Annotated in this window: 17 protein-coding genes; 13 read left to right on the top strand and 4 right to left on the bottom strand. The window is 71.7% G+C overall.

The annotated features are described in order from the left end of the window. Nucleotides 1-674: TIM barrel protein (locus ACGF5O_RS30675; protein ID WP_393813135.1), on the bottom strand; the 674-nt coding region annotated here is incomplete at its 3' end. 255 nt (nucleotides 675-929) lie between these two features. On the opposite strand from ACGF5O_RS30675, the gene ACGF5O_RS30680 reads away from it, so the two are divergent. The 9 genes from ACGF5O_RS30680 (at nucleotide 930) to sigJ (ending at nucleotide 10,950) form a co-directional block, all read left to right on the top strand. After that, nucleotides 930-2,447: a sugar ABC transporter ATP-binding protein gene (locus ACGF5O_RS30680; RefSeq protein ID WP_393813136.1), complete on the top strand. Its 1,518-nt coding sequence runs from the start codon at nucleotides 930-932 to the stop codon at nucleotides 2,445-2,447. Further along, complete coding sequence (locus ACGF5O_RS30685; RefSeq protein WP_393813137.1) at nucleotides 2,444-3,484, top strand: ABC transporter permease; 1,041 nt, start codon at nucleotides 2,444-2,446, stop codon at nucleotides 3,482-3,484. Before ACGF5O_RS30680 ends, ACGF5O_RS30685 begins: the two co-directional genes overlap by 4 nt. Further along, complete coding sequence (locus ACGF5O_RS30690) at nucleotides 3,477-4,454, top strand: ABC transporter permease (protein WP_393813138.1); 978 nt, start codon at nucleotides 3,477-3,479, stop codon at nucleotides 4,452-4,454. The genes ACGF5O_RS30685 and ACGF5O_RS30690 overlap by 8 nt, the downstream gene beginning before the upstream one ends. Nucleotides 4,455-4,542: 88 nt before the next feature. Further along, entirely contained in the window at nucleotides 4,543-5,625 is a 1,083-nt protein-coding gene (gene rhaS / locus ACGF5O_RS30695) for a rhamnose ABC transporter substrate-binding protein (protein ID WP_393813139.1), read from the top strand. 32 nt (nucleotides 5,626-5,657) lie between these two features. Beyond that, nucleotides 5,658-5,978 (top strand): L-rhamnose mutarotase, encoded by a 321-nt coding sequence (locus tag ACGF5O_RS30700; RefSeq protein ID WP_393813140.1) that lies wholly within the window; start codon nucleotides 5,658-5,660, stop codon nucleotides 5,976-5,978. 37 nt (nucleotides 5,979-6,015) lie between these two features. Then, entirely contained in the window at nucleotides 6,016-7,440 is a 1,425-nt protein-coding gene (locus ACGF5O_RS30705; RefSeq protein ID WP_393813141.1) for a BNR repeat-containing protein, read from the top strand. A 100-nt stretch (nucleotides 7,441-7,540) separates the two neighbouring features. After that, nucleotides 7,541-8,566, top strand: a complete 1,026-nt coding sequence (locus ACGF5O_RS30710) for a LacI family DNA-binding transcriptional regulator (protein WP_362595260.1) — start codon at nucleotides 7,541-7,543, stop codon at nucleotides 8,564-8,566. A 97-nt stretch (nucleotides 8,567-8,663) separates the two neighbouring features. Further along, nucleotides 8,664-9,965 (top strand): alpha/beta fold hydrolase, encoded by a 1,302-nt coding sequence (locus ACGF5O_RS30715; protein ID WP_393813142.1) that lies wholly within the window; start codon nucleotides 8,664-8,666, stop codon nucleotides 9,963-9,965. Nucleotides 9,966-10,044: 79 nt separating this feature from the next. Then, nucleotides 10,045-10,950, top strand: coding sequence for an RNA polymerase sigma factor SigJ (gene sigJ / locus ACGF5O_RS30720; RefSeq protein ID WP_393813143.1), 906 nt, complete (start codon nucleotides 10,045-10,047; stop codon nucleotides 10,948-10,950). Nucleotides 10,951-10,966: 16 nt separating this feature from the next. On the opposite strand, the gene ACGF5O_RS30725 is transcribed toward sigJ, so the two are convergent. Further along, nucleotides 10,967-12,049, bottom strand: a complete 1,083-nt coding sequence (locus ACGF5O_RS30725; RefSeq protein ID WP_393813144.1) for an aldo/keto reductase — start codon at nucleotides 12,047-12,049, stop codon at nucleotides 10,967-10,969. A gap of 160 nt (nucleotides 12,050-12,209) precedes the next feature. Between ACGF5O_RS30725 and ACGF5O_RS30730 the strand changes: the two genes are divergently transcribed. Beyond that, nucleotides 12,210-13,124, top strand: a complete 915-nt coding sequence (locus ACGF5O_RS30730; RefSeq protein WP_393813145.1) for an AraC family transcriptional regulator N-terminal domain-containing protein — start codon at nucleotides 12,210-12,212, stop codon at nucleotides 13,122-13,124. Nucleotides 13,125-13,133: 9 nt separating this feature from the next. Next, nucleotides 13,134-13,967: a pentapeptide repeat-containing protein gene (locus ACGF5O_RS30735; protein WP_393813146.1), complete on the top strand. Its 834-nt coding sequence runs from the start codon at nucleotides 13,134-13,136 to the stop codon at nucleotides 13,965-13,967. Here ACGF5O_RS30735 and ACGF5O_RS30740 read toward each other — a convergent pair. Further along, nucleotides 13,926-15,464, bottom strand: coding sequence for a cytochrome P450 (locus ACGF5O_RS30740; RefSeq protein WP_393813147.1), 1,539 nt, complete (start codon nucleotides 15,462-15,464; stop codon nucleotides 13,926-13,928). The two genes, ACGF5O_RS30735 and ACGF5O_RS30740, sit on opposite strands and share 42 nt — an antisense overlap. A gap of 108 nt (nucleotides 15,465-15,572) precedes the next feature. Between ACGF5O_RS30740 and ACGF5O_RS30745 the strand changes: the two genes are divergently transcribed. Together ACGF5O_RS30745 and ACGF5O_RS30750 are read left to right on the top strand one after the other, a co-directional pair. Continuing rightward, a complete protein-coding gene (locus ACGF5O_RS30745) occupies nucleotides 15,573-16,178 on the top strand; it encodes a TetR/AcrR family transcriptional regulator (RefSeq protein WP_393813148.1) in 606 nt (201 codons plus the stop codon). Between the two features lie 111 nt (nucleotides 16,179-16,289). Then, nucleotides 16,290-17,021 carry a DUF2470 domain-containing protein gene (locus ACGF5O_RS30750; protein ID WP_393813149.1) on the top strand — a complete coding sequence of 244 codons (732 nt, stop codon included), beginning with the start codon at nucleotides 16,290-16,292 and terminating at the stop codon, nucleotides 17,019-17,021. On the opposite strand, the gene ACGF5O_RS30755 is transcribed toward ACGF5O_RS30750, so the two are convergent. Beyond that, the gene (locus ACGF5O_RS30755) at nucleotides 16,989-18,191 is read right to left on the bottom strand and encodes a lactonase family protein (RefSeq protein WP_393813150.1); all 1,203 of its coding nucleotides are present in this window, start codon (nucleotides 18,189-18,191) and stop codon (nucleotides 16,989-16,991) included. The two genes, ACGF5O_RS30750 and ACGF5O_RS30755, sit on opposite strands and share 33 nt — an antisense overlap. Nucleotides 18,192-18,246 lie beyond the last annotated feature (55 nt).

Raw genomic sequence — 18,246 nt, forward strand, 5'->3', positions numbered from 1 at the left:
GTGCCCGGCGCGTGGTGGCCGGTGTCCACCACGACCTGCGCCTTCGGCCCCAGCTTCAGGCAGTGGGCGTAGGCCGTCCCCCAGTCCGGCACGTCCGTCGTGTAGAAGGCCGGCTCGAAGAGCTTGTACTCCAGCAGCATCCGCTGCCCCTCGCCGAGGCGCGCGTACACCTCGGCCAGCCCCTCCGCCAGCCGGTCCTGCCGGGAGCGGATGTCGTCCTGGCCGGGATAGTTCGTGCCGTCGGCGAACCACAGCTTCAGGTCCTTCGACCCCGTCGCGTCCATGATGTCGACGCACTCGAGGAGATGACCGACGGCCTTTCGGCGCACCGCCGCGTCCGGGTGGCAGATGCTGCCCAGCTTGTAGTCGTCGTCCTGGAACGTGTTGGAGTTGATCGCCCCCAGCCGCAGCCCGCGCTCCTCGGCGTGCTTGGCCAGGTCCGCGTATCCGTCGGCGCCGTCCATCCTGTCCCAGGGGATGTGCAGCGCCACCGTCGGCGCCACCCCGGTCACCGCGTGGACCTGCGCCGCGTCGTCCAGCTTCTCCTTCGGCGAGCGCGGCACGCCCTGCTGGGCGAACACCTTGAAACGGGTCCCCGAGTTTCCGTACGCCCACGACGGCGTCTCGACGGCCTGGGTCTTCAGCGCGGCCTTCACCGCGACGAGGTCGGTCACTTAGGGGCTCCCGGAGTGAATGATGAAACGATTCAGAACGGCAAAGTATGAGTCCGTCGAGGGGGTGTCAAGCTCTCCGGTCAACCCTGTTTTCCGTGACTCCGCCGTGACCTTAGGCTATCGAAATTTTTTCGACACGGACCCATTGACGTGACATGCCCGTGGTGCCTACGGTCCCGGCAATCCAGTTGAAACCTTTCACGACGCCGTGAGGTCCGGTGCCCACCGGCTCGCCGGTGTCGTCGAGGAGCCCCCATGACCCACCCGTCCGACACGGGACCGGCCCCGGTGCTGGCGCTGAAGGACGTCTCCAAGTCCTTCGGTGCCGTGCGCGCCCTGCGGGACGTCTCCCTGGAGCTGTTCCCCGGCGAGGTGCACGCCCTCGCCGGGGAGAACGGCGCGGGCAAGTCGACGCTGATCAAGACCCTCGCCGGAGTGCACCGACCGGACACCGGGCAGGTGCTGCTCGACGGCGGGCCCGTCGTCTTCCACGGCCCCGGCGACGCCCGCGACGCCGGAATCGCCGTGATCTACCAGGAGCCCACGCTCTTTCCCGACCTGTCGATCGCCGAGAACATCTTCATGGGCCGGCAACCCCGGCGCGCGCTCGGCCGGATCGACCACAAGGCCACCCGCGCGGCCACCGCCGCCCTGATGAAGCGGCTCGGTGTCGCCCTCGACCCCGACCGCCCCGCCCGCGGCCTGTCCATCGCCGACCAGCAGATCGTGGAGATCGCCAAGGCGCTCTCCTTCGACGCCCGGGTCCTGATCATGGACGAGCCGACGGCCGCCCTCACCGGCAGCGAGGTGGCCCGCCTCTTCGGCGTGGTCCGCACCCTGCGCGACCAGGGCGCCGCCGTGCTGTTCATCTCGCACCGCCTGGAGGAGATCTTCCAGATCTGCCGGCGCGTCACCACCCTCCGGGACGGCGCCTGGATCTCCAGCGAGCTCGTCGAGGGCATGACCGAGGACGACCTGGTGCGCCGGATGGTCGGCCGCGACCTGGACGAGTTGTATCCCAAGCAGGACGTCAGCCCCGGCGAAGTCGCGCTGAGCGTACGGCGGCTGACCCGCGAGGGCGTCTTCACGGACGTCTCCTTCGAGGTCAGGTCGGGTGAGATCGTCGGCCTCGCCGGTCTGGTCGGCGCCGGCCGCACCGAGGTCGCCCGCGCCGTCTTCGGCGTCGACCGCTGGGACGCCGGCGAAGTCGAGGTCAGGGGACGGAGACTGACCAACGGCGCACCCTCCGTCGCGATGTCCGCCGGCCTCGCCCTCGTCCCCGAGGACCGGCGCGCCCAGGGCCTCGTGATGGACATGTCCATCGAGCGGAACATCGGCCTGACCGGACTGCGGACGACCGTCAGAGCGGGCCTGGTCGACCGGGGCGCCGAACGCAGCCGCTCCCTCGACTGGGCGGTCCGGCTCCAGGTGAAGTACGCAAGGATCGCCGACGCCGTCTCCACCCTCTCCGGCGGCAACCAGCAGAAGGTCGTCCTCGCCAAGTGGCTGGCGACCGGGCCCCGGGTGCTGATCGTCGACGAGCCGACCCGCGGCATCGACGTCGGCACGAAGGCCGAAGTCCACCGGCTCCTGGGTGAGTTGGCCGCCGACGGGGTCGCCGTCCTGATGATCTCCTCCGACCTGCCCGAGATCCTCGGCATGGCCGACCGCGTGCTGGTGATGCACGAGGGCCGGATCACCGCCGAGATCCCGCGCTCCGAAGCCAGCGAGGAAACCGTGATGGCCGCAGCCACGGGGAGGGCCGCCGCATGACGGTGACCACGTCCGAACAGACCCCCGTCGCCGAGACGCCCGAGTCCGCGGGGACCCGGCTCGTCGACCGCGTCTTCAAGATGCGCGAACTCGCCATCCTCGTCGTCTTCCTGGTGATGATCGCCGTCACCCAGGCCGGCAACAGCGAGTTCCTCTCCGAGCAGGGCATCAAGGACCTGCTGCTCAACGCCACCATCCTGGTGCTGGTCGCCACCGGCCAGTCCCTGGTGGTGATCACGAGGAACGTCGACCTGTCCGTCGGCTCCACCCTCGGCATCACCGCCTTCGCCGCCGGCGACTACCTGCACGGCGGCGGCAGCACGGTCGTCGCGATCCTGCTCGCCGTACTCCTCGGCATCGGCTGCGGACTGCTCAACGGGCTGCTGGTCAGCCTCGGTCAGGTCCCGGCGCTCGTCGTCACCCTCGGCACGCTGTACATCATCCGGGGCGTCGACTCCATCTGGGTCGGCTCCCGGCAGATCACCGCCGCCGACCTCCCCGGCTCCTTCGTCGACTTCGGCTCCGGCGGTCTGGCGGCGATCCCCTGGCTGGCCCTGATCGCCCTCGCGGTCCTGGTCGCCACCGCCTACTACCTCAAACACTTCGGCAGCGGACGGGAGTTGTACGCCCTCGGCTCCAACCCCGAGGCCGCCCGGCTGGCCGGTATCCCGGTCCGCAAGCGGATCCTCACCGCGTACACCTGCTGCGGCGCCCTCGCGGGCCTCGCCGGAGCGATGTACCTGGCCCGGTTCGGGAACGTCGACTCCGGCACCGGCACCGGCTACGAACTCACCGTCGTGAGCGCCGTGGTCGTCGGCGGCGTCGTCTTCACCGGCGGCTCCGGGAGCGTGTACGGCGCCGCGCTGGGCGCCCTGCTGCTGACGTCCGTCAACAGCGTCCTGCCGGCCCTCGGGGTCAGCTCCGTGTGGGTCCTCGCCATCAACGGCTTCCTGCTGCTGCTCGCCATCGCCGTCGACCGGATCGTCGCGCTGCGGGTGGCCACCGCCCTGAAGAAGAGGAGCACCCGCCATGCCTGACTCCCTGACCCGCGCGGTCCGCTGGGACACGGTCGTCGGCGCGCTGCTGATCGTCCTCCTGCTGCTGTCGTTCGGCTTCGTCGACGGCTTCGGGAACTCGCTCAACCTGTCGTTCCTGATCGGCAACACGCTTCCCATCGCGCTCATCGCGCTGCCCATGACCCTGCTGGTCGTCGCCGGCGAGATCGACCTCTCGGTCGCGTCGACCGCCGGGCTCTCGGGCGCCGTCATGGGCCGGCTCTGGAACGAGGGGATGGCGATCGAGACGATCATCCCGTTGTGCCTGCTGCTCGGTGTCCTGTGCGGGCTGGTCAACGGGCTGCTGGTGACCCGGCTCGGGCTGCCGTCGCTGGCCGTCACCATCGGCACGCTCGCGGCCTACCGGGGCATCGCGCAGATCGTGCTCGGCTCGGATGCCGTGACCGACTTCCCCACGCAGTACCTGGACTTCGCGGCGGGGCGGCTCGGCGACACGTTCCTGCCGCGGGCGTTCCTGCCGTTCCTGGTGCTGCTGGCGATCGCCGTGGTGCTCCTCCACGCCACGCCGTTCGGGCGGTCGCTGTTCGCGGTGGGGGCGAGCGAGGAGGCGGCGCGGTTCGCGGGGATCCGCGTCAAGCGCAACAAGCTGGTCCTGTTCGTCGCCACCGGGTTCATGGCCTCGCTCACCGGGATCTTCTGGGCCCTGCACTACGCGAGTGCGCGGTACGACAACGCGACGGGGCTTGAACTCTCCGTTGTCGCCGCCGTGTTGCTCGGGGGGATCGACTTCGACGGGGGCAAGGGGACGTTGGGTGGCGCGATCGCCGGGGTGTTCCTGCTCGGGGCGTTGCAGAACGTGATGAGCCTGCTCAATGTCTCCGCGCAGTCTCAGATTGTCGTGACCGGTGTGTTGCTTGTCGTCTCGGTGCTTGGGCCTCGGGTTGCCCGGCAGATCTCGTTGGCACGGCACAGGGCGGCCAAGGCCGTCTGAACACTGCGGGCCGTATGTGGCTGGTCGCGCAGTTCCCCGCGCCCCTGAAGGGGCGCTCACCTGAACCCTTCTTTCAAAGGAACCCGTCATGCGTAAGTCGTCCCTCCGGCGTGTCTGCGTGGCCGTCGCTGCTGCTTCCTCCCTCGCCCTCTCCGCCACCGCCTGTGGTGGTACCACCAAGAACAACTCCGGCAGTGACGAGACGTCGGCCGCCACCTCCACCGCCAAGGCCGACCCGAACGCCGCGCTCAAGAAGGGCCTCACCGTCGGGTTCCTGCCCAAGCAGGTCAACAACCCCTACTTCACCTCCGCCGACAAGGGCGGCGAGAAGGCGCTCACCGAGCTGGGCAGCAAGTACAAGGAGGTCGGGCCGTCGAGTGCGACCGACACTTCCGGGCAGGTCAGCTACGTCAACACCCTGACCCAGCAGCAGGTCAACGCCATGGCCGTGTCCGCCCAGGACCCCGGCGCCCTGTGCACCGCGCTGAAGCAGGCCATGAGCAGCGGGATCAAGGTCGTCACCTACGACTCCGACACCAACGCCGGCTGCCGCAACGCCTTCGTCTCGCAGGCCAGCGCCGAGGACCTCGGCCGTACCGAGGTGCAGCTGCTCGCCGAGCAGATCGGGTACAAGGGCGAGATCGCGATCCTGAGCGCCGCGCAGACCGCGACCAACCAGAACACCTGGATCGGGTTCATGAAGGAGGAGCTGAAGGACCCGAAGTACAAGAACGTCAAGCTGGTCAAGGTCGCCTACGGCAACGACGACGCCCAGCAGTCCTTCCAGCAGACCCAGGGCCTGCTCCAGCAGTACCCGGACCTGAAGGGGATCATCTCCCCGACCACCGTCGGCATCAAGGCGGCCGCCCAGTACCTGTCCGGCTCCAAGTACAAGGGCAAGGTCAAGCTGACCGGCCTCGGCACGCCCAACGACATGCGCCAGTACGTCAAGAACGGCACCGTCGACGCCTTCGAGCTGTGGGACCCGGCGAAGCTCGGCGACCTCGCCGCCCGCACCGCCGTCGCGCTCGCCTCCGGGCAGATCACCGGCAAGGAGGGCGAGACCTTCAAGGTCGGCGACACCACGTACACCATCGGCAAGGACGGCGTGATCAACCTCGGCAAGCCGACCGTGTTCGACGCGAAGAACATCGACCAGTTCAACTTCTAGAGCATTCGACTCCCAGCAGGAGAGCGGTACTTATGCAGCGCGTCTGTTTCCTCCTCAAGGTCCGGCAGGACCGGCTCGCCGAGTACCGCGAACGCCATGCCGCCGTGTGGCCGGAGATGCGCGAAGCGCTCTCCGCCACCGGCTGGCACAACTACTCGCTCTTCCTGCGCGACGACGGCCTGCTGGTGGGCTACCTGGAGACCGAGGACTTCGACGCCGCCCTCGCCGGCATGGAGGCCACCGAGGTCAACGCCCGCTGGCAGGCCGAGATGGGCCCCTTCTTCGAATCCCTCGACGGCGCCCGCCCCGACGAAGCGATGAAACCGCTCACCGAAGTGTTCCACCTCGCCTGAACACGACACCTCGCCTGAATCACGACAGGAGCCGCTCGTGAAAAGACGTACCGTGCTGGGGGCCGCCCTCCTCGGCGCCGTGGCCACCCCCGCCCTTGCCGCCGGCACCGCCCGCGCGGCCGACCCCGGACCTTCGGTGAACAAGCAGCAGGCCACGCAACTCGACGCCCAGGCCATCTACTTCGTCTCCTACGACGGCCTGGTCAACAACAACTCCTTCCAGAAGAACGGCCTGTTCACATACCAGGGCTACCAGTACGCCGGCTGGTACACCTCGACCGGCGCCGCGGTGATCGGGCGCCGGGTGCTCGGCGGCTCGTCCTGGTCGACCGTCACCCTCGCCCACCAGCTGAAGTCCAGCGACTCGCACAACGTCATCTCCATGGGCGTCTCGAAGGTCGACGGGCGGCTGCACATCAACATGGACTCGCACAGCGACGGCTTCTTCTACGTGAAGTCGGTCGCCGGGCTGCTCGACAACCCCGGTTCCACGGCCTGGACTTCGGGCGTCTTCGGCGCCGTACAGACCTCGCTCGACGGGCTGGCGCTCACCTCGCAGTTCACCTACCCGCAGTTCATCGCCACACCCGAGGGGAAGCTCCAGCTCGGCTACCGGGTGGGGATCTCCGGGAACGGCCGCAACGCCCTCGCGGAGTACGACGGTTCGAGCTGGACCGCGCTGGGGGAGTGGAGCAGCTCCACCGGGACGTACACGAGCACGCACGGTTCGTCGACCGCCCGCAACATGTACCTGCACGGAATCGACTACGACGTCGACGGGCGGCTGCACGCCTTCTTCACCTGGCGCGAGCAGTCGGCGTCCGTGATGTGCAACAGCGGCGGCATCACCAACCACGACACCGGCTACGTCTACTCCACGGACCGGGGCCGTACCTGGCGCAACGACGCCGGCGCCCTGGTCGCCACCACCGGCAGCGCGGACACCGTCGCGGTCACCGACTCCGGGTTGGTCGTCGACTCGCTCAACCCGGACCACTCCCTGATGAACCAGGAGAGCCAGTGGACCGACTCCGCCGGCCTCCCGCACGCGATCATCAGCTATGTCCCCGGCCGCTTCGGCCAGTGCACCACCGACTACGTCGCCGACCGCACCGCCAACGGCCGCGCCTTCCACCTCCGCAAGAACTCCGCCGGCACCTGGCAGAAGACCGAGATCCCGGTCGCCCTGAACTCCAGCCAGCGCACCAAGCTGGTCCTGGACGGGTACGACAACGCCTACGCCGTCCTTCCCCACGGCCGGATCGCCGGGGCGTCCAAGGCCTCCGGTTACTCCGACTGGGCGTTGCTGTACGACGGCGCCGACCTGAACGCCTTCGGCGAGGTCGTCGTCGACGAACTGCGGGTCAGGGCTGACAACGTGCTGTCGTTCATGTACCAGGAGACGTCGAGCGGTACGACCCCCTCCGCGCTCCATGTCGTCGACTTCGCGCTGCCCGGCTGACCCGGACCGGTGTGCGAGTCATGCCGTAATGTGAAGTCCTTCCCGATGGGCCCTTCCGTGCTGTGAAGGCGCCGTCCATGTTTCCTGGAGGTCTCGACCGATGGCCCAGTCGGTGGGTATCAAGGACGTCGCCCGCGCCGCCGGAGTCTCGGTGGGCACCGTCTCGAACGTCATCAACCGCCCGGACACCGTCGCCGGCGAGACCCGGGCCCGGGTGCAGTCGGCGATCGACCGGCTCGGCTACGTCCGCAGCGAGTCCGCGCGTCAGTTGCGCGCGGGCCGCAGCCGGATCATGGGCCTGCTCGTCCTCGACATGGGCAACCCCTTCTTCGTGGACGTGGCCCGGGGCGCCGAGCGGGCGGCCCGGGACGCCGGGCTCGGGGTGATGGTCTGCAACAGCGCGCAGAACGCCGGCGAGGAGGCCGAGTACCTCTCGCTCTTCGCCGAGCAGCGGGTGCGGGGCGTCCTGCTGACCCCGGCGGACGCCACCGGCCGCAACATCGAGACCTTCCGCCGGCACGGCATCCCCTTCGTGCTGGTCGACCGGGTCGCCGAGGGCACCACGGAGTGCTCGGTCAGCGTCGACGACGTGGCGGGCGGGGCGCTGGCCGTGCGCCACCTGGTCGACGCCGGGCACCGCTCGATCGCGTACGTCAGCGGGCCGCCCGGGTTCAACCAGGTCCGTGACCGCCGCACCGGCGCCCTGAACGCCCTCGCCGAGGCCGGGCTCGGTCCCGACGCGCTGCGCGAGCTGCCGACCGAGCGGCTCGACGTGGCCGCCGGGCGGGACGCGGGCGCCCGTCTGCTCGGCCTCGCCGACCGGCCCACCGCCGTGTTCTGCGCCAACGACCTCCTCGCCCTGGGCGTCCTCCAGGCCATGTACGCGGCCGGGGTGGTCGTCCCTGACGACCTCGCGATCGTCGGCTATGACGACATCGAGTTCGCCGCCGCTGCCGCCGTACCGCTGACCTCGGTCCGCCAGCCCGCCGTCACCATGGGGGCCATGGCCGCGGACCTCCTCCTGGAGGAGACCGAGGAGCGGGACGGACAGTCGGCGCACGAGCACCGCCGGGTGGTGCTCCAGCCGGAACTGGTGGTGCGCCGCTCCAGCCTCGCCGGCCGCTGATCGGTTATTCAGTAACGATTTCATGATCCCGGGGGCGGATCCGCCCGGGACGTGTGCTGAACTGGGACGCGACCGTCCGTCCGTCCCGGGAGAACCGTTGAGCCTCAGCTACCGCCAGCCCGGCGTCGTCCTCACCGACCGCCGCTTCACCGTCCCCCTCGACCACGCGGACCCGGACGGTGAGACCATCGAGTTGTACGCCCGGGAGGCGGTCGCGAGCGACAAGGCCGGCAAGGAGCTGCCCTGGCTGCTGTACCTGCAGGGTGGTCCCGGATTCGGGGCGAATCGTTTCGTCGGGCGGCAGGCCTGGCTCGACCGGGCCCTGGACGACTACCGCGTCCTGCTCCTCGACCAGCGCGGCACCGGCCGCTCCACCCCGGTCAACCGGCAGACGCTCCCGCTCCGCGGCGGCCCGGCCGCCCAGGCCGACCACCTCGCCCACTTCCGCGCCGACTCGATCGTCCGGGACTGCGAGGCGATCCGCCCGCAGGTCACCGGCGGCACCCCCTGGACGACGCTCGGCCAGAGCTTCGGCGGCTTCTGCACGGTCACCTACCTGTCGTTCTTCCCCGAGGGCCTCAAGACCTCCGTGATCACCGGCGGCCTGCCCTCCCTGGACGCACACGCCGACGACGTCTACCGCGCCGCCTACCCGCGCATCGAGCGCAAGGTCAGGGCGCACTACGACCGCTACCCGCAGGACGTCGAGCGGACCCGGCGGATCGCCGAGCACCTCCTGGAGCACGAGACCCTGCTGCCGAACGGCTACCGGCTCACCGTCGAGGCCTTCCAGTCCCTCGGCCTGATGCTGGGCACCGGCGACGGCAGCCACCGCCTGCACTTCCTCCTGGAGGACGCCTTCGTCCGCACCTCCTCCGGCCTCGAACTCTCCGACGCCTTCCAGGAGCAGGTCCAGGGCCTGCTGTCGTACGCGAGCAACCCGCTGTACGCCCTGGTCCACGAGCCGACCTACGGCCAGGACGCCCGCCCCACCGCCTGGGCGGCCGAGCGGGTCCGTGCCGAGTTCCCGCAGTTCGACGCGGCCAAGTCGCTCGCGGGCGACGCCCCGGTGCTGTTCACAGGGGAGACCGTGCACCCCTGGATGTTCGAGACCGACCCGGCCCTGCGGCCCCTGAAGGCGGCGGCCGACCTGCTCGCCGCCCGCACCGACTGGCAGCCCCTGTACGACCCGGCGCGGCTGGCCGCCAACGAGGTCCCGGTCGCCGCCGTCGTCTACCACGACGACATGTACGTCGACGCCGGGCACTCGCTGGCGACCGCCCGGGCCGTGAAGGGCCTGCGCACCTGGGTCACCGACGAGTTCGAGCACGACGGGCTGCGCGTCGGCGCCCCCCGGGTCCTGGACCGGCTCCTCGCGCTCGTCCGCGACGAGGTGTGACCCCCGCCGGCAGAAGACGTCGCGGGCGCGGCAGGTCCGCATAGTCTGCGGCCGTGGACGAACGGGGGACACGGGGGACATGACCATGGACACGGAACTGCTGGCCGGCCGCTTCCAGGAACACCGCGGCCAACTGCGCGCGGTGGCCTACCGGATGCTCGGCTCGCTCACCGAGGCCGACGACGCCGTCCAGGAGGCCTGGCTCAGGCTGGGGCGCACGGACCCGGACGAGATCAGGAACCTGGGCGGCTGGCTGACCACGGTGGTCGGCCGGGTCTGCCTCGACATGCTCCGCTCCCGCGCGGCGCGCCGCGAGCAGCCGATCGACGAGACCTTCGTCCCGGACCCGGTGATCAGACCGCTGACGGGCATCGACCCGGAACAGGAGGCGCTGGAGGCGGACTCCGTCGGGCTCGCCCTCCTCATCGTCCTGGAGACGCTGGAGCCCGCCGAACGGCTGGCGTTCGTCCTGCACGACCTGTTCGCGATCCCCTTCGACGACATCGCGCCGGTCGTGGAGCGCACTCCGGCGGCCACCCGCCAGCTGGCCAGCCGGGCCCGCCGCCGGGTCCGGGGTGCCGTCCCGTCGGCCGACCCGGACCTGGGCCGACAGCGCCAGGTCCTCGACGCCTTCCTGGCCGCCTCCCGGGGCGGTGACTTCGAGGCGCTGGTCGCGCTGCTCCACCCGGACGTGGTGCTGCGCGTCGACTCGGGCGCGCTGGTGCGCGGCGCCGCCGCCTCCAAGGTGCTGCGCGGCGCGCGGACGGTGGCCGAACAGGCCCTCACCTTCCGGCAGTTCGCGGACGCGGCACGACTCGCCCTGGTCAACGGCACCGTCGGCATGGTCACCGCGCCCGAGGGCCGCCCGCTCTCCGTCATGGCGGTCACCGTCGCCGACGGCCGGATCACCGGGATGTACATCCTGGCCGACCCCGAGCGTCTGGGCCGCCTCGACCGCCTCGACTTCACGGCGGACGAAGGCTGATTCACCAGGGCCCCGGTCAGTAGCGGGCGGTGCTCGCCAGCAGAGACGGGTACGCCGCGCTCGGCACCCCGTCGACCGTGGCGCCCGCGTACTTGAGCATGGCGCCGACCCGTTGGTTGAGGTCGTGGGGGAAGCCGAGGGCCGGGGCGGACACCTCGTCGAGCCGGGCCGTCTGCTCCGGTGTCAGGCGGACGTCGAGGGCGGCGACGTCGGCCTCCAGGTGGGCGTGGGTGCGCGGGCCGATCAGGGTGGAGGTGACGCCGGGGCGGTTCTGCACCCAGGAGAGGGCCACGGCGGCCGGGCTCGCGCCGGTCTCCCCGGCGACCGCGGCGAGCGTCTCGATCACGGTGAACTGCTCCTCGGTCGGCTGTCCGAGGACGGCCGCCCGCTTCGCCTCGGCCGGTGCGGGCCGGTCCCTGCGGTACTTCCCGGAGAGGAAGCCGCTCTTGAGCGGGGACCAGGGCAGCATCCCCATCCCGGCGTCCTGCGCGAGCGGGATCAGCTCGCCCTCGATGGTGCGCTCCAGCAGCGAGTACTCCATCTGCAGCGCGGTCACCGGGGTCCAGCCGCGCAGCAGGGCCGTGGTGTGGGCCTTGGCGGTGAACCACGCCGGGGTGTCGGAGAAGCCGACGTACCGGATCTTGCCGGCCGTCACCAGGTCGTCCAGGGTGCGCAGGGTCTCCTCGACGGGCGTGGACCGGTCGTGGTTGTGCAGCCAGTACAGGTCGACGTAGTCGGTGCGCAGCCGGCGCAGCGAGTCCTCCAGCTGGCCGACGATCGCCTTGCGGCCGGCGCCGCCGCCGTTGGGGTCGCCCAGGTGCAGGTTGCCGAAGAACTTGGTGGCCAGCACCAGGCGGTCGCGGCGGCCCGGGCGGGCGGCGAGGAAGTCGCCGAGGATCGCCTCGGAGTGGCCGTTGGTGTAGAAGTTCGCGGTGTCGACGAAGTTGCCGCCGAGGTCGAGATAGGTCTGGATGATCTTCTCCGACTCCTCGACCGAGCAGCCGAAGCCGCCGTCCTCGCCGAAGTTCATCGCGCCGAGGCAGAAGGGGCTCACCTTGAGTCCGGACCGGCCGAGACCGACGTACGAGTCGAGTGCCATGAAATGCTCCGTGGAAGACGCGTGGGGATTCCGACTCCTTGAGCAAACCAGGCTGAGCTGGGGGAACGTTAGGGCGATCGCGTCGTCGGCTTGCACGATCCTGCCGGGTTTCCGGGGGAGGGCATTGCGGCCGTCCCCGGCCGGCGTTTCAATCGGGAGCGTGTCCCTCGACGAACTGCGCTCCCTGATCGACCGGCACGCCCCGCGCGACGCCGACGCCGTCCCCGCGATCGACGGCCTCCTGCTGACCCGCGCCGAACGGCCCACCGGGCCGCGCTCGGGCATCGCGGACCCCGTCCTCGCCCTGGTCGCCCAGGGCGCCAAACGGCTCACGCTGGGCGGCCGGATCTACGACTACGAGGTGGGCCAGTACCTGGTCGTCTCGGTCGACCTGCCGGTCAGCGGGCAGTGCACCCGGGCGAGCCGCGAGACGCCGTTCCTGGGGTTCGGGTTCCGGCTGCGGCCCGCGCGCATCGCGGCGCTGCTCCTGGAGACCGGCACCGACCCGCACGCGGGCGGGGCGCGCCGCCGTACCGGTCTGCCCGCGCTCGCGGTCGGCGAGGCGCCCGCCGACCTGCTCGACGCCGCCCAGCGGATGGTCCGGCTGCTCGACCGGCCCGCCGACATCCCGGTGCTCGCCCCGATGATCGAGCGGGAGATCCTGTGGCGGCTGATCAACGGCGAGCAGGGCACGCTGGTCCGGCAGATCGGGCTCGCCGACAGCAGGCTCACCCAGATCGGGCGGGCCGTCCGCCACATCCGCGCGCACTACACCGACGCCCTGCGCGTCGACGACCTGGCCCGGCTCTCCGGGATGAGCGCCTCCCCGTTCCACCGGCACTTCCGCGCGGTCACCGCGATGACCCCGATCCAGTACCAGAAGCACATCCGGCTCCAGGAGGCCCGGCTGCGCCTGATGAGCAGCACCGACGACGTGTCCGACGTGGGGTACGCGGTCGGCTACGACAGCGCCTCCCAGTTCAGCCGCGAGTACCGGCGGCAGTTCGGCCGGCCGCCGGGGGCGGACGCGGCCCGGCTGAGAAATTCGGACGAGGAGGTCCTCGCCGGTCAGTAGGCTGACCGGGTGCCAGAACAGATATCCGAACGGGCCCGGTTGAGCGGGGACTGCGCCCGTTGTTTCGGGCTCTGCTGTGTCGCCCTGCCGTTCGCCGCGTCGGCGGACTTCGCCTTCGCCAAGCCCGCCGGAACGCCCTGCCCCAACCTCGGCGGCGACCACGGCTGCGGCATCCACGCCGAACTGCGGCAGAAGGGGTTCAACGGCTGCACGGTCTACGACTGCTTCGGCGCCGGGCAGCGGGTCTCGCAGGTCACCTTCGGCGGCCGGGACTGGCGGGGCGGGTCCGCCGCGGACGCCCGCCGGATGTTCGACGCGTTCCCGGTCGTACGGCAGCTGCACGAGCTGCTCTGGTACCTGACGGAGGCCCTCGGCCTGGCCGCCGCCCGCCCGGTCCACGCCGATCTGCGCGCCGCGCTGCGCAGGACCGAGGAACTGGCTCTGGGGACGCCGGAGGAGCTGGCCGCCCTGGACGTGGCCGCCCATCGCCGGGAGGTCGACGTGCTGTTCCTGCGGACCAGTGAGCTGGTCCGGGCGGGGGTGCGCGGCCGGACGAAGGACCGGCGGGGCGCCGACCTGATGGGCGCCCGGCTGCGGGGCGCCGACCTGCGCGGGGCGAGCCTGCGCGGCGCCTACCTCATCGCCGCCGACCTCACCGGGGCCGATCTGCGGGACGCGGACCTGATCGGCGCCGACCTGCGGGACGCCGACCTCCGCGACGCGGACCTCACGGGCGCCTTCTTCCTGACCCGGCCCCAGCTCGACGCGGCCCGGGGCAACGCGGGGACGCGCCTGCCGGCGTCAGTCACCCGCCCGGTGCACTGGACAGCCGCCGCCCTCTGACGCGGGCGCCTCCGGCACGGTCACCGGCGCCGGGGCGGGGGTGCGCCGCTCCAGCCGCAGCCGCAGGCCGTCCGGCATCAGCGTGAGCCGCTCGGTCACCCGCAGCCGGTAGTCCGGGTCGGCGCCGAGGCCGTAGCGGCGCAGCAGCAGGCCGAGGACCAGGGTGGCCTCGTGCAGCGCGAACTGGCGGCCGATGCAGGCGCGTGCGCCGGTGCCGAAGGGCTTGAAGGTGTGCGGGGCCCGGCCGCGTGCCGCCTTCGCCTCGAACCGGTCCGGGTCGAAGCTCTCCGCGTCCGGGCCCCACACCCCGGGGTCCCGGTGCAGCATCGGCGTCAGGACCAGCGCCCAGGCGCCCCGGCGCATCGGGTGCCCGCCGGCCAGCACGGTGTCCTCACGGGCCTCGCGGGCGAAGGCGGGAGCCGTCGGCCACAGCCGCAGCGACTCGTCGAGGACCCGGCGCACGTAACGGAGCCTGGCCACCTGGTCGTAGCCCGGCGCGGGCGTGTCGCCCCAGACGCGGTCCACCTCGGCGGCCGCCCGGGCGGCGATCTCCGGGTGCAGGGCGAGGTAGTGCAGGGCGAAGGAGAGCGCGCCCGAGGTGGTCTCGTGCCCGGCGACCAGGAAGGTGATCACCTGCCGCCGTACGTTCTCGGCGGACAGCCGCTCCCCGGTCTCCGGGTGGGCGGTCTCCAGCATCCGGTCGAGCAGGTCGCCTTCCCCGCGGCCGGTCCTGCGCCGCTCGGCGACCAGGCCGTCGACCGTGCGGTTGAGGTGGTCGATGTCGGCGGCGTTGCGCCGGGCGGCCTGCCGCAGCATCAGCGGGGCCAGCGGCCCTGGCACGCTGTTCAGGCGCTGCGCGTAGGTGAGCGTGCCGATCATCGCGGTCACGAAGGGGTGCGGCCGGTCCCGTTCGAACGAGCCGAAGTCGTGGCCGAACCCGGTGCGGGCGATCGTCTCCAGGGTCAGCTTGGTCATGTCGCCGGGCACGTCCACCCAGCGGCCGGCCGCCAGCTCCCGGTCCCAGTGGTCGGTGAGCCGTCCGGCCACCGCCAGCATCATCGCGTGGTAGCCCTCCATGGCCTCCCGGCTGAAGCCCGGGGCCAGCACGTCGTGCGCCAGCTGCCAGTTCGGCTCGTGGTTGTAGGCCGTGAACAGGCCGTCCCCGGCGACCGGGCGGAGATTGGCCACCCCGAGTCCCACGTGCTTGGCGAACCGCGACTCGTCGGCCATGTCGGCGGCCGGTTCGGCGCCCGCCACGAACACGAACTCGTTGCCGAACGCCTTGCGCCGGAAGATCGGGCCGAGCTGCCCGCCGATCCGCATCGAGTCCTGGAGCGGGGTGCGCCGGTCGACGCCGAGGACGTCGCCGAGGAGCGGCAGGCGGCGCGGCGGGTGCGGGATGCGGTGCAGCTCGGGCCAGCCCTGCTCGGCGCCCCGGAACCCCTTCGGCAGCGGGCCGCCCGTCCCTGCCCCCGGCTGTGTGGCCGTCTCCGCCATGACGCGATCTCCCTCGATGCTGCGGCACGTCGATCTCGTTGTACGTGGGTTCAATAAGCGGTTTCAGTCTCGTCCCGTTGTTGAACTCACGTCAAGTAAAGTGCGGACATGGTCCCGAACCAGGGTGAGCGCAGCCGCCGCAGACTCAGCACCGCGGAGCGCCGTGAGCAACTCCTCTCGGTCGGGGCCAGGCTCTTCTCGGAGAGCCCGTACGACGACGTGTGGATCGAGCAGGTCGCCGAGATCGCGGGGGTCTCCCGGGGCCTGCTGTACCACTATTTTCCGACGAAACGTGATTTCTTCGCGGCGGTCGTGGCGCGCGAGAGCGAGCGGATGCTGCGGATGACGGCGGCCGAGCCCGGTGTGTCCGCCCGCGAGCAGCTCACCGCGGGCCTCGACGTCTACCTCGACTACGTCCACACCCACGCGCACGGTTTCCGCGCCTTCCACCGCGCGGAGGCCTCCGGCGACCAGGCCGTGCGCCGCGTCTACCGGCAGGCCCAGGCGGCCCAGGAGCGCCAGATCCTCGCCGCACTCGCCGCCGACCCCGAGTTCGGCCCCGCCCTCGGGCAGCGCCCCGACACCAGGCTGGCGGTGCGCGGCTGGCTCGCCTTCACCACGCACGTCTGCCTGGAGTGGCTGCGCACCGAGGAACTGACGCGGGAACAGGTCCGGGACCTGTGCGCGCGGGCCCTGCTGGGCGTCATCTCCTGACCGCCCGGCTTCCGGTCCCGGCCGGTTCTTCACGTACGTGACGCATCCCGTGCTTGGCGTACCCCCCGATCTTCGATAAGTTAGGTGAGGCTTACCTAAGGAGGTTTCGGGATGGGTGACGAACAGGCAGCCTGGGCGGCCGGACCCGGTGCGGCGGAGCAGGCCCGGTCCCTGCTGGCCGTCGCGTGGTCGTGCATGGTGACCGCGGACGGCGGACGCGAGGAGTACGTCGGCGCGCACGCCGTCGCCGACGACGGCCGGGTGCTGCTGCACGTGCCCGAGGACAGCGCCCTGCTCACGGCGGCGATCTGCGCCCCGCGCGGCGAGCCGTCCGCGGTGCTGGAGTTCGCCGACGTGGCGCCGGTCCCGGTGCGGAGCCGGATCCGGGCCCGGCTCTGGATGGCCGGCTGGTTCGGCCCCGCCGACGAGCACCTCGTCTTCCACCCCACCCGGGTGGTGTTGCGCCGGCCCTCCGGCGCCGTGGTCGTCGACCGCGACGAGTTCGCCGCCGCCCGGCCGGACCCGCTGGCCGGCGCCGAGGCCGGACTGCTCACCCACCTCGCCGACTCCCACCCGGACGCCGTCGAGCGGCTCACCCGGCTCGTCGAGCCCGAGAGCCTGCACGCCGCGACCCGGGTCCAGCCGCTCGCCGTGGACCGGCACGGACTGACCCTGCGCATCGAACGCACCCGCGCGCACGGCGACGTACGGCTCGTCTTCCACGCGCCCGCCGACGACGTCTCCCAGCTCACCGAGCGCATGCACGCCCTGCTCGCCCGGGCGAGCGCGGCGGCCTCCTGCCCGCGGACGCTACAGCGGCAGCGCGCAGACGGCGACCGGTGACGCGAACGGCTCGCCCGCGAGCCGGAGTTCACCGCTGTCCGGATCGACGGTGAAGACGCTCACGGTGCCGGACCGCTGGTTGGCCGCGAACAGCAGCCGGCCGTCGGGGGAGAAGGCGGTCTGCCGCGGGAAGTCCCCGTGCACCGGCACCGTGTCCAGCAGCCGCAGCCGGGCCCCGGCGGCCTCGACCGCGTACCGCGCAAGGGTGTTGTCGCCCCGGTTGGCCAGATAGGCATGGCCGCCGTCCGCGGTGACCAGGAACTGGGCCGGGTAGTTGGTGGTACCGGCCGCACTGCCGGTGGACTGCGGATCGCCGATCGTCAGCCGGCCGGTGGCCGGGTCGTAGCCGCAGACCGAGACGGTGTTGCCCACCTCGTCGGCCAGGTACGCGTACCGGCCGCCCGGATGGAAGGTCAGATGGCGCGGGCCCGCCCCCGGCTTCGTGTGCGCCTGGGCGGCCTCGGTGAGCGTGCCCCGGGCGGGATCGAGGCGGTAGCTGTAGACCGTGTCGGTGCCGAGGTCCGTGGCGAGTACATGGCCGCCGTCCGGGCTGGTGATGAACTGGTGGGCGTGCGGGCCCTGTTGACCGGGCCCTGGGGCCGGACTGGAATGCGTGACCAGGGCGGTGCGCTCGCCGAGGGCGCCCGAGGCGTCGATCGGGTGCACGGCCACACTGCCCGAGGTGTAGTTGGCGCTCAGCAGCCAGCGGCCGGTCGGATGGACCGAGACATGGCACGGGCCCGCCCCGCCCGTGCTCCGGCTGCCCAGGATCCTCCGGTCCGCCATGCGTACGGCGGTCACGCCTCCGTCCGTGCGCTCGTTCACCGCGTAGAGCGTGCGGCCGTCCGGGTGGACCGCGAGGTACGACGGGTCGGCGACCCCGGTGAGCGTGCCGGTGCCCGTGATCGCGCCGGTCACGGGGTCGTAGGCGGCCAGGCCGATGCCGGTGCCGCCGCCGTCCACGGAGGTGTAGGTGCCGAGGTAGAGCGGGCGGGGCGCCGAGGGAGTCCGCGCCGGGGTGCCGGCCGCCGGCCGCGGCGCCCGGCGGGACCGCTCCGCGGGGGGTGCCGCCGGCGCCGGGACCGCGACCACCGCGCCCACGCCCGCCACCGCGCCGACGAACCGGCGCCTGCTCCAGCCGCCGCGCGTCCCTTCCGTACCACTGCCCATGCCACGCACCTCAGGTCGTGAGTCACCCCGGACCTGACACACCTTGACGTGGACC

Source organism: Streptomyces sp. NPDC048291, from assembly GCF_043201715.1.
Taxonomy (GTDB): domain Bacteria; phylum Actinomycetota; class Actinomycetes; order Streptomycetales; family Streptomycetaceae; genus Streptomyces.